Raw genomic sequence first — 17,051 nt, 5'->3', positions numbered from 1 at the left:
ATCTACCTTACTTCTGGTCGTCGTCTACGACTTTATAGTCTGCGTCGACTACCTTTTCGCCGCCCTGGGCGCTCTGCTGGGCGCCGCCCTGAGCGCTGCCTGCGCCGGCCGGGCCCTGCTGAGCCTGCTGCTGCGCGCCGGCCTGCTTGTACATTTCGCTCGTCAAGTCGTAGAGCGGTTTCGTGACGGCTTCGGACGCCGATTTGATCTTGTCGACGTCGTCGCCCTTCATGGCTTCCTTCAAGTCGGAAATCTTGCTCTTAATATCGGAAACCTTGGAAGCGTCGGCTTTGTCGCCCAGGTCTTTGATCGTCTTTTCAGCCTGATAAATCAGGGAGTCGGCGTTGTTCTTCGCTTCGATGAGTTCCTTGCGTTTCTTATCTTCTGCTTCGTGAGCCGCAGCTTCCTTGACCATGCGGTCGATTTCGCTCTTGTCGAGGCCCGACGAGGACTGGATAGTAATCTTCTGTTCCTTGCCCGTGCCGAGGTCTTTGGCCGAAACGTTTACGATGCCGTTGGCGTCGATGTTGAATGTAACTTCAATACGAGGTACTCCGCGCGGAGCTGCCGGGATATCGGACAGTTCGAAACGGCCCAGTGTCTTGTTGTCGGCTGCCATTTCGCGTTCGCCCTGGAGGACGTGTACGTCGACGGAGGGCTGGTTATCGACAGCCGTGGAGAATACCTGGCTGTTGGACGTCGGAATCGTCGTGTTCCGTTCGATGATCTTCGTAAATACGCCGCCCAGCGTTTCAATGCCCAGGGACAACGGCGTTACGTCGAGGAGCAGTACGTCTTTGACGTCGCCTACGAGAACGCCGGCCTGGATAGCTGCGCCGATAGCAACGCATTCATCCGGGTTGACGCCCTTGCTCGGTTCCTTGCCAAGGATGGATTTGATAGCGTCCTGTACGGCAGGAATACGGCTGGAGCCGCCGACGAGGATGATCTTGTCGATTTCGTCAATAGTGAAGCCCGAATCGGCGATGGCTTTCTTCGTCGGTTCCATCGTGCGGTGTACGAGGTCTTCCGTCAATTCGTTGAATTTAGCGCGCGTCAGGGTCAGGTCGAGGTGTTTCGGGCCTGTCGCGTCAGCCGTGATGAACGGCAGGTTGATGTTCGTCGAGAGAACCGTAGACAGTTCGATTTTCGCTTTTTCCGCAGCTTCCTTCAAGCGCTGTTCTGCCATCTTATCCGTCGAGAGGTCGATGCCCGTCTGGCCCTTGAATTCGCTGATCATCCAGTTCATAACGGCATTGTCGAAGTCATCGCCGCCGAGGTGGGTATCGCCGTTTGTAGCCTTAACTTCGAAGACGCCGTCGCCCAGTTCGAGGATAGATACGTCGAAGGTGCCGCCGCCGAGGTCGAATACGAGGATCTTACCTTCGCCGCCCTTATCGAGGCCGTAGGCCAGAGCAGCTGCCGTCGGTTCGTTGACGATACGGAGTACGTCGAGGCCGGCAATCTGACCGGCGTCCTTCGTAGCCTGACGTTGGGAGTCGTTGAAGTAAGCCGGTACCGTGATGACGGCCTGGGTTACTTTTTCGCCCAAATAGCTTTCAGCATCGGCTTTCAATTTCTGCAGAATCATAGCGGAAATCTGCTGGGGCGTGTATTTTTCGCCGTTGATGTCGACGGTGTAGCTTTCGCCCATGTGACGTTTAATAGAAGAAATCGTGTTTTCCGGGTTGGAAACGGCCTGGCGTTTTGCCAGCTGGCCTACGAGGCGTTCGCCTGTCTTGGAAAAGCCGACGACAGACGGCGTCAGACGAGAACCTTCTGTATTCGTGATGACGGTCGGTTCGCCGCCTTCCATAACAGCTACAACAGAGTTTGTCGTACCTAAGTCAATACCAATTACTTTACTCATGATAAATTCCTCCTCAATATCTTTCTACGATGATTAACCGTTAAATGCAACTTTTACCATAGCCGGACGCAAGGTCTTGTCGCCCAGCAAATAGCCTTCCTGCAGCACTTCGACGACGACGTCGTTGTCGTATTCGTCGCTGGCTACCCGCATGACCGCCTGATGGTAGTTCGGGTCGAAGGGTTTGCCGACGGCGTCGATTTTCACAACGCCTTCCTTTTCCAGGACGGTCATGAGCTGTTTGTAAATCATTTCATAGCCGTCTACGAAGGATTTCAGATCGTCCGTCAGCTTATCCTGCGGCACCTGCAGGGCCCGTTCGAAGTTGTCGACGACGGGAAGGACGTTCTGCAGGACTTCCATTTTTACGACTTCAGAAATCTGAAGCTTTTCGCCGGCCGTCCGCTTTTTGAAATTGGCGAAGTCGGCTTGCAGGCGCATGTAGCGCTGTTTCATATCCGCTACGGCTGCTTCCGCAATTTTGGCATCCGTCGAAGCGGCATCTTCCGCCGCTTGTTCCTCATCTGCCGCCGGAGCGTCTCCTGCATCCTGCGCCGGTTCCGCTTGTTCAGCCGATTCGTTTACCTTCGCGTTTTCAGCCTCTGCCGCTTCGGCAGCAGCCTGCTGTTCGTGCTTTTTTTCTTTATCCTTTTCTTTATCTTTGCTCATCTGTATGAAAGCCTCCTATGTATCGTCGTGATAATGCTCTAAAATATTCGTCACATGCTGCTTCATAAAATCGAGGAGACCGATGATCTTGGCATATTCCATGCGCGTCGGCCCCAGCACGGCAATCTTGCCGAGGACGACGTCGTTTGCCTTGAAAGTCGCCTCGATGATGCTGCAATCATTGATAGGAGATAGGTTTGCTTCTTCCCCAATGCGCACGGTCACGGTCTTCTGCGGCTCCTGGCCGCCGTCGCTGAACAGATTGGCCATGACGTCCTGTTCCTCCAGCATGGTGAACAAGTTTTTTGCCTTCGCTACGTCTTTGAACTCCGGCTTGTTTAAGAGCTCCATGGCCCCGCCCTTGTACAGCTGCTGCTCCCTGCGGAAGGCCTGATGGATAGACCGGAAGGCCAGCCGGTACAGCTCCAGGTCGCCGACGATGGATTCGTGAAACTGCTCCAGCATTTCCATATTGATGCGGCTCACGGGAAGGCCGGCCAGGTAATGCGTCAGCTTTTCGGCGATGACGTTCAGCTCGTCTACGTCCGTATCTTCAGGCTTCGGGAAAATGCAGTTCTCGATCTGGCCCGAATCGGTGACGACGATCATGATGGCCCGCCGGAAATCCAGGGGCAGGAAGCGGATGTACTTCAGCTTCGAACTCACCTGCTGGGCCGCCATGACCAAGGTCACATTGTGGGTGATCTTGGACAAGACCTTGGCCGTCGACTGGAAAATCTGGTCGACGTTGTTCATCTTATCGTGGAACCAGGACTGGACGAACCGCTTTTCTTCCTCGGAAATCTGCGTCGGCTCCAGCAGGCAGTCGACGTAAAACCGATAGCCCTTGATGGACGGAATCCGCCCGGCCGACGTGTGAGGCTGTTCCAAATAGCCCAGCATTTCCAAATCAAACATTTCATTGCGGATCGTCGCGGCGCTGACGCCTAAATTGTACTTTCGGGCGATAGTCCGCGAGCCGACCGGTTCGGCAGAAGTGATATAGTCCTGAATGATGGCCTGCAATATTTTTTGTTTTCTCTCATCCAAATCCATATGCATCACCTCTGCTTCTGCTCATTTGACTTATTAATTAGCACTCATGCAATTTGAGTGCTAATGACTATATAAAAGATAGCATGATTGCAAGTATTTGTCAATGATTTTAGGCCAAAAAACAGCTAATTAGTCAAAAAGTCAAACAACTTTTTCAGGCACAGTCGAACAGCCCGGCCGCTGCCAGCCGGACTGCTCCCTATGCATCATTACGTCGTCGTCTGCTCTTTCTTCTTCCGAGGCGGCGTCATCGCTTTCCGGGCCCACTGGAAAAATTCCTGCCGCGAATCCCACAGGAACAAGTTTTCCTGATAGCAGCTGACTAATTCGCTTTCCGTATACAGCTGATATTCATCTATATATTCGGATTCATCGAGCAGCCGTAGTTCCGCCGCATCCTTGAGAAACGATCGGAACCCGCGGTACGTCATGCTCAATCGTTTCAATACGCCTTTGGCTTCCTCTGATTTCCCCTCTTGGAAATACAGCAGCGCCAGAGGCAGCTGAAATCCGGCCGTATCGTCGACTTCCTTGAATTGACGCATCAGCTTCAGGGCGTTGTATTCGTCTTCCATATAGACATACAAGTGCATCAGCGTATATCGGACGCCCAGATTATCGCTGCAGTTTAATTTTAAAATTTCCTTGCCTACGGCGATGGCCTTCCGCAGCATCATGCACTGCTGCAGCAGAAACATATACATATGCATAAGCCGGATATACGGGCGCGTCTCCAAAACCTGATAAAAGTCGCCTACGGACTGCTGGTAAATCTTCCGCTCCCGCAGATCTTCCTTGCCCAGAGCCAGCAGCCGTTCAACGTCGGGCAGATACTCATGATAGGCCCGCTTATCCAAAAACAGCAGGGCAGACAATACGTCCAGATTTTTCGGCTCCAGTTCCTTCGCCTTTTCCAGATACCGTCTCTGCACCTTTTTGCTCCTGGCTCGTCCGGCCAGCTCTAACCAGTCGAATACGTCTTCCGCCGTTTCCTCCGTCAGCGGCTCCTGTGCTTCCAGCATAGTATTCGTCTGATCCATATATTCCTGAATCAGCTGGTTCAGTTCTTCGTCGGACGCCGGTTTCCGACCGCCCAATCGCCGCTCAATGAACTCGTGAATATTTTTAAATTCTTTTTCCGTAGCCAAACTCATAGATATCGCCTCGCAAATGTAGTATATATTGCTTTTATTGTTTATTGTAACAATCGGCAAACTGTTTGGCTAGTAAAAAAGCAAAAAAATGATAGTGTAACGTTGTTGTGGGTATCGTTTTGACAGGAATTTTTTGATAATTTTCTCAATCTATTGCTGCTATGGTTCGCATCATAGACAATATGCAGCAACACGCCAACGCGCATTACCGTTACATTATATGTTTTACTTTTGTACACTAAAGTTTTTCTGCAAGTATTTTACACCGTCTAAAAGAATAGCGTTTTTGCAAGTATTTTTGCTTCGATATCCGCCTTGCTGTATCGGTATTTTCTTCAGAATGTACGAGCACCGCTGCTTTGCTGCGTGTATACGCTTTCCCCATTACGCGCAGTATGTAGCGCTGTGGGCTGCGTCATATAGGCCATAGGCAGCATGACGGTACCGGCAGAGCAGCGCTGCGCTGCTCTACTATTCTTTTATTTTTGAATAACAACGTTTCCCCGCCATGAATTTATACTTTTTTACCCGTATCCTAACGCTGTCAGAACCTGTAGATTCTGATTTTCAGGCGTCTTGCTAACCTGAATCTGCGGCCCGTCCTTTAGCCGTTATGCCTATGGCAGCGCTTCGTATACGGGCCGGATGCCTTCGCCTAAGCTGACGTCCGGGCTGCCCCAGTTCATATCGCTGATATGGCGGAGTCCGCCCTGGCCGGAAGGCATAGACCTTGCGTTCTCGTACGGGCTGGGCGCCGTATCATGGCGGGGAGTTCCCTTGCAGTGAACCAATACGGTGCGGATATACTGGATGCTGGACGCGCCCTTCTTCAAGGCAATGCAAACAGCCCGGCAGACAGCCTCGTCGCCCCAGCGCCGCGCCAACCCTTGCAAGGCCTCTACGGTCTGCCCGTCGGCCTTGCCGAACAAGGCTTCGTAATACAGGAGGGCCTTGCCGCCCGGCAGAGACGACGGCTCCTCCCTATCGCTGCTGGTATCTCGCCCCTCATCGAGATAATCTGCAGCAAAATCTGCCCCTGGCACATATGCCCTGTCTTCGGTTACATACGCTATTCCTTCGGCCCTTTCCTCTCCCTGTATGCCGTTCATTCCATCCCTATCATACGCCGCGATTTCCTGCCTTTCGGAAAGCTGTGTGCAGGTCAGATCAGCCCCATCGTTCGCCACGGCACATTCCACTTTATGTGTCTGTCCATTGACGCTCTGTACTTTCTCATCGGGCCCAGCAGCATCCTTCCCGCTGTTTCGTGGGCAACCCATAACAGCCTCGCCGTACGATGCAGCATATTCCCTTTCAGGTATTGGCTTATCGACGCCCTGTACTTTCGCGTCAAGCAGAACACCAACCTGTTCACCATAATGAACACATTCCCATTCAGCCTTGCCAGACGGCACGGCATCTCCCGTTTGTTGTGCCTGTCCATGGACACGCAGTCTTTTCTTATCGGTCACAGCGATGGTCTTCATGCCATTTCGGTGATAATCCACAGCAGTCCTGCCGTACGATGCAGCAGGTTCCGTTTCAGGCGTTGGCTTATCGACACCATGTACTTTCTCGTCAGGCATAGCCCCAACCTGTTCACCATGCCGAACACAATGTAAGTCAGCCTTGCCAGACGGCACGGTATATCCCGTTTGTTGTGCCTGTCCATGGACACGCAGTCTTTTCTTATCGGTCACAGCGATGGTCTTCATGCCGTTTAGGGGATAATCCACAGCAGCCCCGCCGTATGACGCAGCACGTTCCGTTTCAGGTACTAGTTCGTTGTCATTCTGTATGCTCTCGTCAAGCACGCGGCCAATCTGTTCACCATGCTGAAGGCAATCCAATTCAGACCTGCCATACGGCGCAACATATCCCGTTTCACAGGCCTGCCCATTGACGCTCTCCAGCCTTTCGGCAGGCATACGACCAGGCATTTCATTATGGGAAGCGCAAGCTGCTACATTCGCCTGCTCCTCCCGCTGCCGCTGGCGATAGCGCCGCATGCGGTCCCGGGCGTCGCTGCGCTTCTTCTCGTCGCGGGAAAAGCTCTGGATTTCATCCCAGGGCACGATGCGGATCAACCCCGTTTCATCGCGGCTGATGAGGTCAATCTGCTCAAACACGTCCAGCACCCGTTCCACAAAGGCCTTGCGGCGGCGCAGCTGACGAGCCAGCAGCTCCGTCGGCATAACCTGTCTCTCCGATACGTATATGTAGCCGTCGTCGTTAATCATGCCGGCCAAATCCTTGAGATAAAACCAAATGACGAAATACGAATCGCCATGAGGCTGACTCAGCAAATACATCATCCGTGGGTCCTGAAATAACCCCACCTTCGTTTGAAACCATCGCAGCCCCTTCATGTCCGCACCTCTCCCTTCGCAGCTCTCTATAGTAGTAAGGGACATGAAGAGCCAATTTTATTTCCCCTCTTGCCAAACTTGCATAAAACGCAACGCAAAAACGATTCATCAAAAAAAGAAAATACATCAAATAAAAAATAAGACCGGGAAACATATAAAAAGAAAGAGAAAAAGAAAAGAAGACGTTACGCGTAACGCCGCAAAGCGTCAAGAACCAAATGTAAGCTAAAAACGGCTTGACAAAGCCATTGGCAATCATAGGCCCTTGTCAGCTATACGCCGTAATTCAGTTTATAATACATATAAATCAAAATATATACTGATACCATACTGCATTAAACCATTCATGCAACGCCAAACATTTGCCAATTCATTAGCTATTTCGACAACTGAATCACGATGCATTTCTTCCATTCCATAACTTCTATGCATACTCCATCCAAGACCGCAAACGCCTCCTGCCTATAAAGTTCAATCATATTTTTGTCGGCAACGGCACGTATTCCCGACACTATCAAAGATAAGGTACAATAAGTTTCGCAAAAATAAAAAGAGACATGGCTTGCAGAACTCTGGTAGAATGAAGTCGCGACACACCATTCTGAAAGGAGCAAGCAAACCATGTCTGAAAAGATTGTACAGCTTAACGAGGAAGTAATCAAGGGACAGCTCAAGGATCTTGTGCGTGGCAGCGTAGAGGAGACTCTCAACGAGCTGCTGGAGGCCGAGGCGGAGAAACTGACTCAGGCGGCCCGATACGAGCGCAATGAGAAGCGTCAGGGCTATCGCAGCGGCCACTACAGGCGCAGCCTCACTACCACTTCCGGGGACGTTACCCTCAAGGTACCCAAGCTCAAAGGGATTTCCTTTGAGACCGCCATTATTGAGCGGTATCGCCGCCGTGAAAGCAGCGTAGAAGAAGCCCTCATCGAGATGTATCTGGCCGGCGTATCCGTCCGGCGTGTGGAAGACATTACAGAGGCGCTGTGGGGCAGCAAAGTGTCGCCCTCAACCATCAGTGAACTGAATAAGAAGGCATATGTCCACATTGAGGATTGGCGTAACCGCCCCTTACAGGGAGGGCATTACCCGTATGTCTATGTGGACGGCATCTACTTGCGTCGCAACTGGGGCGGAGAGTTTGAGAATGTGGCCATTCTGGTAGCGATTGCGGTAAATGAAGATGGATACCGTGAGGTTCTTGGGGCTGCCGAGGGCATGAAGGAGGATAAAGCTAGCTGGGTCAGCTTCTTTCAATGGCTGCGAGGCCGGGGCCTGGATGGAGTCAAACTGGTAGTTGGCGACAAGTGCCTGGGTATGCTGGAAGCTGTGGGAGAAGTGTTTCCAGAGGCCAAGTACCAGCGGTGTACTGTACACTTTTACCGCAATATCTTCTCTGTAACGCCTCGTTCCAAGGTGAAGCTGGTGGCCAAAATGCTCAAAGCGATCCATGCGCAGGAGAGCAAGAAAGCTGCCCGTGAGAAAGCCCGGGCCGTGGTAGAAGAACTGCGTTCCATGAAACTGAAAGAGGCTGCCAAGAAGGTGGAGGATGGCATTGAGGAAACGCTGACTTACTGCGATTTTCCCTGTGAACATTGGACCCGTATCCGTACTAATAACGTCATGGAACGGCTTAACCGGGAGATCCGCCGCCGTACCCGTGTGGTGGTCAGCTTCCCGGACGAGCCTGTGAAAAAATCTCTGTAAACATAGATCTTCTATGATACTTGGTAAGCTGAAAGCGAATTTGAGAACTTTCAGCTCATGGTTTATATATAACAACACATGCTGAACATGTCAAGTACAGACAGGATTTTCGCCTGCTTTTGCCAGCTATGCGTTACTCTGGGAGTCGGCCTTCGTACATTATGCTCAGTTCCCCATACACCTGTCCCCAGTTTCGGATTGGCATGGTCCATTTTTTGGTGGCTTCAAACGTCGCCAGATACAGGGCTTTTAAAAGCGCTGTATCGCTTGGAAATACGCTTCTCTGACGGTTCAGCTTCCGGTAGGTGGAATTCAGGGATTCGATGGCATTGGTCGTGTAAATCACTTTTCTTACGTTCATGGAAAACTTGAAAATTGGGCAGATGGCATCCCAGTTTTGCTTCCAACTTTTCATGGAATTCGGATATTTTACAGACCATGTTTTGGTTACCCTTTCCAGAGATTCCAAAGCCTGTTCTTCAGACGGAGCCTGATAAATAGTCTTTAAATCATTGGCAAAAGGCTTACGATCCTTGTCTGCTACATATTTCAGCGTGTTTCGTACCTGATGTACGATGCAGCGCTGGTATTCCGTGTTAGGATAGGCTGCGGCGATGGCTTCTTTGATCCCGCTCAGGCCATCGGCACAGAGAATCAGGATATCTTTTACCCCGCGATTTTTCAATTCATTCAGCACGGAAAGCCAATATTTTGCGCTCTCATTGTCTCCGACCTGAATCGTCAGAACTTCTTTTTGTCCGTCTATGTTGATTCCCAGAATGACGTAGGCTGCCAGCTTCCGGATCACTCCGTTATCCCGGACAGAATAATGAATGGCATCAATATAGAGGACAGGATACACTTCCGACAGCGGGCGTTTCTGCCAGTCTTCAATTTGAGGCAGGATTTTATCGGTTACATCGGAAATGAAGCCTTCGGAAGCCTCAAATCCATAGATATCCTCTAACGTTTCTGAAATTTGCCGGGTCGTCATTCCCTTGGCATACATGGAGATAATTTTCTGGTCGATAGAAGAGATATCTTTTTGCCGTTTACGGACCACCTGCGGTTCGAACGTGGAGTTGCGGTCCTGCGGTACCTGGATATCTACGGTACCATACCGGCTGTTGACCCGCTTTCTCTTATACCCATTGCGGTAATCCTCGCTGTCAGACCGCTGGGATTTCTGATAGCCAAGGTGTTCGTCCATCTCGGTTTCCATCATTTCTTTGATGGTACCGCCCAGCAGGTCTTTCAGTGCTTCCTGAATATCTTCTGCGGATTGAATGTCATATTCTTGAAACAGTTGTTGAATAATGCTGCGTTTTCCTTCGGTCATAATGACCTTATGTACCGGTTTCTTTTCTCTTGCCATGATACTAAGCCTCCTATGATTTAGATTGTATCATAGAAGACCTATACCTAGCAGTTATTTACAGAAAAAGCTTCACATAGTCTCCCGGACGGCAACTCCGCCCTCATGCTGGTCTGTGCCCGGCTGCGCCATGTGGCCGGTACCCAGTGGGGCAACAAGAAGTACATGAACATGAAGCACCTACAGGCGGCTCTGGAGGATACCTCCATTGCTGGGTGACTTCACTCATATCAGGGCCTGCAAACCATTTTGCGAAAAATACTTGACACTACCTACTTTTCATTTGCGTAAATATTTCTGACTACTAATTATGAAACAGAATGGGAATTGCAAAAACGTGTCTGCGTTTTCCTAAATAAATATATTCATTCGGTTTGGCACTATTTCTAACATTTAAAAGAGAGTTACTTATTCTTTTACGAATCTCAATTATATCAGCTCTTTATGGAATATCTATTACTCACAGCATATTAGTCATCTTTTTTGTCTTCTTACAACGCTTTTTTAATTATACGCAGTATCTTAAGCAACTTCATCATAATTTCCAAATCAATTTACCCCTGCTTTTTGAGCGTTCTGTTTCTGTCGTTCAAATATCTCAATATACTGCTCATATGCAGCTTCTTGAAACATTTTCAGTATTTCTTCCTGTATATCTAGCATTGCTGGATGCAGTCGAAGTCCCTCAGAATCTGAATCATACTCATATGTCTTGCATATATCTATTTTCAAATCATCATATTTAAAATTTACTTCTACAACCACTTTTCGCAAATCAGATAAGCTCTCAAATTTATATCCCATCGTTGTGATATAGAAATTATTCTGCAAGCATTCTTGTACAAATGAATTATTTCTTATACTAGTCCCATTCAAAATGGCACTTGTAATTCCTTGTAGATTTGATAAAGCAGAACTTTCTTCTTCGTCTAACGCTCTAGTTTCATCATCCTCAGATCCTTCACACCGCTTTAGTTCTACCTTTGTCACAGTTTCAAACCGCCAATCCGCAAAATTTTTTTTGATGAATTCATCGAAAAAAGCAATTTTATTCTCATTTGTCAAAACTCTCAAAGTGATATGGTGGGTATGTACCGCTGTATCCTTTTTTGTCGCTTCCTCCAAAAATTTATTGATTTCTTTCATTTCTGTCGTAGAAGCTTGTCTAACATCAATAATTGCCTTTTCATCTGAAACCTTTCTAACAATAATATCCGTATTTTTATGTTGGGTAGATATAAATTCATTTCTTCCTGGCCGATTAATTGTATACCTCAACTTAACTACCAGTTGATCATCATCTACTCGGTTTACAGCAGAAAGCCGGTAACGAGTCATTCCGAAAGAAGCGTTGTAAAAAAAATCCTCTAACTCATCTATAATATTATCAGATTTCTTAATCTCTACTTCTACAACAGATGATTTTATATAATTACTTTCGTCATCCAAAGATTGACTTAAGTTTTCTATATCATAACTTCCCCATAATATAGGATACACTTGTTTTGCAATTTGTTCTGGATTATTGGATGCAAGAATAATACCTTGATCTTTAAGTATTTTTCTTATGCGAAAAGGTTTTAGTTTGCCATCTTCTATTACTCTTTTAAGTTCTTTATTATCAATATATTTCGATACCATTTTTTTACTCCATAGTTAATGATTATCTACAGGATTTAATTTCCTATTTAGCAAAAATTTTATTCTAATAGTGTCTATAATATCTTGCGATACTTTTCCATCGTCATAATTACTCAAGATAGTAATAAAATTCTCTGTAATATAATTATTTTCATCTCTGCTCTCTGTCCAAAAACATATATCAAACACATCATATTGATTTTCATATTGGAAAGATCTACACATGCTCCACATATATTGGAAACTTTCAGCATTAATTTTATCAAAAAAGAAAATTACCAAAACTCTATCAATATGAATATCTCCATTACGACCAACCGGAACTTGTTCTTTTGTTTCACAAAAAACATATTTTGAAAATAAGTGATTTATACTCCAATATTTTTCTGAAATCGGCTGAGAATTATTAATGCTTGGATATAAAACACTTAGATCATCATGATAAGATTCTTTTATCATTCGAGCAATTGCATCCCACTTTTCAATCATATTATTTCCTGCAATAAAAACCTTATATGGAGTTCTTTTATTTGGAATTTGAATGTTTGATAAATATTCATCAAACTTAGCTTGATTAAACTTTTCATCATTACAATTAATTAAAAGTAACGCACAATTCTTATCAGCTCCATCGGAATAAAATTCTTGTAACTCACTATTATTGCGAGCGCAGTCAATAAGATTAATCTCTTCATTAACCCAACTTTCGATTTGCGTCTTATTAATACCACTCCAAACTCTGTTTTTACATTCAATAAATACTCCCTGTACACCTCCAATATATGGATCATTGTATTCCATATATAAATCTATTCCGTGCGTTTTCTTAGACTTTCCCTCAGCATTTTTATGTGTACTTCGAGTACATTTGATTTCTTTATCACTCATTTTCTTATTCCACTTAAACATACCTAACAAATCAACACCCAAGATTTCTAACTTTTTCCCTATCTTCTGTGCGTTTTCTCCCACACAAATTACCTCCCAGCATATAACAACATTTTATATATACATTCTAATTCATTATCGTTAAGCATCCGGCGAGTTTTATAGATAGTAATAGCTCCTGACATATGTATAACCATACTAATCACTAATTCTTCACACTTCCACTTAAAAGAAATTTTTTGAATGTTTTTTTTGTACTTGTCAATCATCTCAAAAGGCATTTCTTCATTAGATAAATTAAAAGTACAATCCGCAAGTAAGCCATCACTTAAAACGACTTGCCGTGCTGTAACTTTTCCGACATATATCCCTTCTTCTTTGCTTAAATACTCTATCATTCGTGTAAATTTCATTTCAAGAGCTTCTATCGCAATATGATTATCAAACGCCAAAGATAAAGAAGTAATTATTTTTTGTGCATTTTTCGTATTTCCCCAAATATCCATAAAATGATTTTTAAAATCAATATGAAATTCTGTAATCACATACTTTTTTCTGGTAACGACCTCAAAAACATTGGTCTCAAAATTATATTCTTGTGACTTATATATTTCTGAATATATGTATATACCAGCAAGGGAAAATTCATTGTAGTGGTCTACAATAATCCGTGTTTCATCTAAAAGGCTACTTTCTAACCTACTTACTATGTCATCTACAGGATATTCTCGATAAAGTTCTATCCTGTATAGCAAAACACTATTCGATGCCATATCAACATCTCCTTTAGCAAATGCTTTTTCTTATTTATTATTTTATTATATAGTATATTTCTCCATTGGTCATCAACTATTATCTCCCCTTAACCCTTAAATTATTCTAAAAAGAAGTGGCACTACGCATACCCCCCTTTCCTCAAATACATTCTGTTTCACTTCCTACAACCTGTCAAATTCATCTCAATACGGTTATACCCCTTTTTCGAATTCGCCAGTTTCGGAAGTTCTTTTTCCAGCTCTAGCAACTTGGCCTTAGGCTCTTCCGTTAAGTTCATCTTCTTGTCGTCTCACTACTTTCACGTTCTCCTTAAGGATAATCATCATGATTTCTCGGTTGTCTAGAACATGACTAATAGCCTGTACCATTCGTTGCCTACAAATACGAGTTCTAAATAGTCGATGCATCACAGGCAATTGACCCTTGTTCCCTACGGGTACAGTAGTGCCATACGGTATAGTGCTTTCTCCAGTTTTTCATGCAAGCTGATAGCAAATCCTATTGTATTTCAAGTAATAGTCAATATTGGATAAAATATATTTACTGCACCAAATCCGCTTTTTCTATTTGTCTTCTCTGTGTAAGTTCTCTCGCCGGATCATTTCCTCTCGCACTTGTATATAAAAAAGTCACAAGGGACGATGAGATTCACGGCTGCTTGCCACATACTACTACAGGATATGGAATAATGTTCTTGTGCACATTCGCTTTTTGTTAAGTAAATCATCGGTGTCTGTAAAATATAAAACGGGAACTGAACCTGTCTGCCGACAAGCTCCGGCTCCCGAAAATCTTTTTTCTATACTTTTTCACTATTCGATTCTTTGACTCTTATCAGCAGTACGACCGTCTCCACATGATGGGTCCGCGGAAACATATCGACAGGCTGGACTTTGACGGGTTGGTAGCCGTGGTCGTTTAGGTAAGCCAGGTCGCGGGCCAGGGTCGCCGGATTGCACGATACGTAGACGACGCGCTTCGGCTGGCTTTGGGCGATGGCTTCTAGGACGGGTTCGCCGCAGCCGGCTCTGGGCGGGTCCAGGACGATGACGTCGGGGCGGACGCCGCTTTTGATGAGTTCGGGCAGTTTTTCCACGGCGTCGCCGAGGATGAATTCTGCGTTTGTCACGCCGTTGTCGGCCGCGTTTTTCACGGCGTCTCGGATAGCCGGCGCGACGATTTCAATGCCGTAGACCTTTTTTGCCTTCTGGGCTAAAAAGAGGGTAATCGTGCCGGTGCCGCAGTACACGTCGGCTACGGTTTCATGACCCTGCAGGTCGGCAAATTCCAAGGCCTTTTCATACAGGCGCTGAGCCTGCTCGCTGTTGACCTGAAAGAAGGACTGGGCGGAAATGTTGAAGGTCAGGGGGCCGATGGAATCGTGAATCGTCGGCGAGCCGTATAAGACCTTCGTTTCCGGGCCTAAGATGACGTTGGTACGGCGCGTATTGATGTTCTGTACGACGCTGGTAAGCTTGGGCAGTTCTTCGCGGAGCATGCCGATCAATTCGGCGATGTGAGGCACATCAGCCTGGGCTGTGACGAGGCAGACCATGAGCTCTCCTGTCCGGACGCCGACGCGGCCCATGACGTGGCGGACGATGCCCGTATGTGCCTGCTCGTTATAAGCCGGCACGTGATAGTCGTTCATCCACTGGCGTACGATGCGCAAGATGTCGTTGTTGCCAGCCTTTTGAATGGCGCACGACGCGACGTCGATGACCCGGTGGCTGCCGGCGGCGTAGCAGCCGACGACGGCTTTCCCTTTTGCAGCCGCTGCGGGGAACTGCATCTTATTGCGGTATTCCCACGGCGTCGCTGCGCCCAGGGTTGGAAGGACGTCTATTCCCGTCAGATGGCCGATGCGTTCCAGGGCGTCCCGTACTTGCCCATGTTTTTCCAACAGCTCGCCGTCGTAGCTTATGTGCTGGAGCTGGCAGCCGCCGCACTGGGCGTATACGGGACACAGGGGCTCCACGCGCTGCGGCGACGGCGTGACGATATCCTGCAGTATAGCCGTGGCATACTGCTTTTTGACGACGTCGACCTTGGCCTGCACCGTTTCACCGGGCAGCGCCCCTCTGACAAAGACCGTAAAGTTTTCATACCGCCCTACGCCTTCGCCGCTGGAGCCGAGGCGGAGTATATCAATCGTATATGTATTTCCTTTTACAACAGGAACAGACCGGTGCTGTTTCATGAATTCCTTCCTTTCGCGCTGCGCCGGGCAGCGTTGGTATTACGTAATGATTTCGCTGATAACGGGTTCTATATGGTCCGGCCGCTGGGACTGCACGATGATGTGAGAGGCAATCTCCTGGGCGATGCAGGCCATGTCAGCGCCGGCCTTGCCGTATAAGGTAAACAAGGGTTCGCCGGCCGTGATAGAATCTCCCAGCTCCTTGAACAGGCGGATGCCTACCATAGGATCAATGGGATCTTCCTTGCGGGCCCGGCCGGCGCCCATAGCCATGGCGATTTCACCCAAGGCCCGGCCATGGATTTCCGTAATATAGCCTTCGTCAGTGCAGACGGCCGTAAACATCTGGGGCGCTTTCGTGAGAAGCCGCTTTCCGATCCACGACGCGCTGCCGCCCTGGGCTTTGACGAATTCCTTGAATTTCGCTAATCCCTTGCCGCTGGCGACGAGGTCGTCAATCATCTGTTCGCCTTCGGCTTCGCTGCCGGCCTTGCCGCCGACGAGGAGCATCTGCGCGCCGATGGCCCGCACGACTTCCATGAGCCGCCGCCCTCCCCGTCCGGACAAGGCGTCGACAGCTTCGTCTACTTCGAGGCTGTTGCCGATAGCCGTGCCGAGGGGCGCTTCCATAGACGTAATGACGGCTCTCGTCGGCTTATGGGCCAGGCGGCCGATGTCCACCATCATGCGGGCCAATTTTCGGGCGTCTTCCTTCGTCTTCATGAACGCGCCGTCGCCGTATTTTACGTCCAGCACGATAGCGTCAGCTCCGGAGGCTATCTTCTTGCTCATAATGGAGCTGGCAATGAGAGGGATGCTTTCGACGGTTCCCGTCGCGTCACGCAGGGCGTAGAGCAGCTTATCTGCCGGGGCAATATCGCCGGACTGGGTAATGAGGGCGAGGCCCATGCGGCGGACCTGCTGCAGAAACTGATCTTCCGGCAGCTCGATGCGAAATCCCGGAATGGCTTCCAGCTTATCCGCCGTGCCACCTGTAAAGCCCAGGCCCCGGCCGCTCATTTTCGCCACAGGCACGCCGGCAGCGGCGACGAGAGGCGCGACGATGAGCGTCGTCGTATCGGCAATGCCGCCGGTGCTGTGTTTGTCCACCTTGACGCCGGGAATGGACGACAAATCGACGATGTCGCCGGAACGGGCCATAGCCATGGTCAGCTCCGTCGTTTCTTCTGCCGTCATGCCGCGCAGGTATACGGCCATAAGCCAGGCCGCCGCCTGATAGTCGGCGATCCTTCCGGCCGTGTAGTCGTCAATAAAGCGATGGATTTCTTCCTTCGTCAGCACCTTTCCGTCCCTTTTATGTTCAATGCAGTCTATGGGCCACATA

The 17,051-nt window shown here is 48.2% G+C and carries 11 protein-coding genes and 2 pseudogenes; 2 read left to right on the top strand and 11 right to left on the bottom strand.

Annotated features, from left to right (window positions below; translation table 11 throughout):
* Positions 1–7 precede the first annotated feature (7 nt).
* The 5 genes from dnaK to DKB62_RS12005 all read right to left on the bottom strand — a co-directional run bounded on the left by dnaK (position 8) and on the right by DKB62_RS12005 (position 7,118).
* Positions 8–1,870 (bottom strand): molecular chaperone DnaK, encoded by a 1,863-nt coding sequence (gene dnaK / locus DKB62_RS12025; RefSeq protein WP_107196523.1) that lies wholly within the window; start codon positions 1,868–1,870, stop codon positions 8–10.
* A gap of 33 nt (positions 1,871–1,903) precedes the next feature.
* The gene (gene grpE, locus DKB62_RS12020) at positions 1,904–2,539 is read right to left on the bottom strand and encodes a nucleotide exchange factor GrpE (RefSeq protein WP_107196524.1); all 636 of its coding nucleotides are present in this window, start codon (positions 2,537–2,539) and stop codon (positions 1,904–1,906) included.
* A 15-nt stretch (positions 2,540–2,554) separates the two neighbouring features.
* Positions 2,555–3,595, bottom strand: coding sequence for a heat-inducible transcriptional repressor HrcA (gene hrcA / locus DKB62_RS12015; RefSeq protein ID WP_107196529.1), 1,041 nt, complete (start codon positions 3,593–3,595; stop codon positions 2,555–2,557).
* Positions 3,596–3,804: 209 nt separating this feature from the next.
* Positions 3,805–4,749 (bottom strand): tetratricopeptide repeat protein, encoded by a 945-nt coding sequence (locus DKB62_RS12010; protein WP_107196525.1) that lies wholly within the window; start codon positions 4,747–4,749, stop codon positions 3,805–3,807.
* A 617-nt stretch (positions 4,750–5,366) separates the two neighbouring features.
* Positions 5,367–7,118, bottom strand: coding sequence for a phage replisome organizer N-terminal domain-containing protein (locus DKB62_RS12005; RefSeq protein WP_162860318.1), 1,752 nt, complete (start codon positions 7,116–7,118; stop codon positions 5,367–5,369).
* A gap of 621 nt (positions 7,119–7,739) precedes the next feature.
* Between DKB62_RS12005 and DKB62_RS12000 the strand changes: the two are divergent.
* Positions 7,740–8,801 (top strand): annotated as a pseudogene (locus DKB62_RS12000) (IS256 family transposase); the annotation flags it as partial.
* Positions 8,802–8,958: 157 nt separating this feature from the next.
* Here DKB62_RS12000 and DKB62_RS11995 read toward each other — a convergent pair.
* Positions 8,959–10,200, bottom strand: coding sequence for an IS256 family transposase (locus DKB62_RS11995; protein ID WP_107196844.1), 1,242 nt, complete (start codon positions 10,198–10,200; stop codon positions 8,959–8,961).
* Between the two features lie 78 nt (positions 10,201–10,278).
* On the opposite strand from DKB62_RS11995, the pseudogene DKB62_RS11990 reads away from it, so the two are divergent.
* Positions 10,279–10,419 (top strand): annotated as a pseudogene (locus DKB62_RS11990) (IS256-like element ISCce2 family transposase); the annotation flags it as partial.
* Positions 10,420–10,749: 330 nt separating this feature from the next.
* On the opposite strand, the gene DKB62_RS11985 reads toward DKB62_RS11990, so the two are convergent.
* The 5 genes from DKB62_RS11985 to DKB62_RS11965 form a co-directional block, all read right to left on the bottom strand.
* Positions 10,750–11,841 (bottom strand): hypothetical protein, encoded by a 1,092-nt coding sequence (locus DKB62_RS11985; RefSeq protein ID WP_107195738.1) that lies wholly within the window; start codon positions 11,839–11,841, stop codon positions 10,750–10,752.
* Between the two features lie 15 nt (positions 11,842–11,856).
* Entirely contained in the window at positions 11,857–12,813 is a 957-nt protein-coding gene (locus DKB62_RS11980; RefSeq protein ID WP_107195737.1) for a PD-(D/E)XK nuclease domain-containing protein, read from the bottom strand.
* A gap of 5 nt (positions 12,814–12,818) precedes the next feature.
* A complete protein-coding gene (locus tag DKB62_RS11975; protein ID WP_107195736.1) occupies positions 12,819–13,502 on the bottom strand; it encodes a hypothetical protein in 684 nt (227 codons plus the stop codon).
* A gap of 803 nt (positions 13,503–14,305) precedes the next feature.
* The gene (gene rlmD, locus DKB62_RS11970; protein WP_107195735.1) at positions 14,306–15,706 is read right to left on the bottom strand and encodes a 23S rRNA (uracil(1939)-C(5))-methyltransferase RlmD; all 1,401 of its coding nucleotides are present in this window, start codon (positions 15,704–15,706) and stop codon (positions 14,306–14,308) included.
* Positions 15,707–15,745: 39 nt separating this feature from the next.
* Positions 15,746–17,050, bottom strand: coding sequence for a thymidine phosphorylase (locus DKB62_RS11965; protein WP_107195734.1), 1,305 nt, complete (start codon positions 17,048–17,050; stop codon positions 15,746–15,748).
* Position 17,051 lies beyond the last annotated feature (1 nt).

The sequence above is a fragment of the Megasphaera stantonii genome, from assembly GCF_003367905.1.
GTDB classification, from domain to species: Bacteria; Bacillota; Negativicutes; order Veillonellales; family Megasphaeraceae; genus Megasphaera; species Megasphaera stantonii.
Note: the sequence above shows the minus strand (reverse complement) of the source record. Positions and strands in the feature narration are given on the sequence as shown.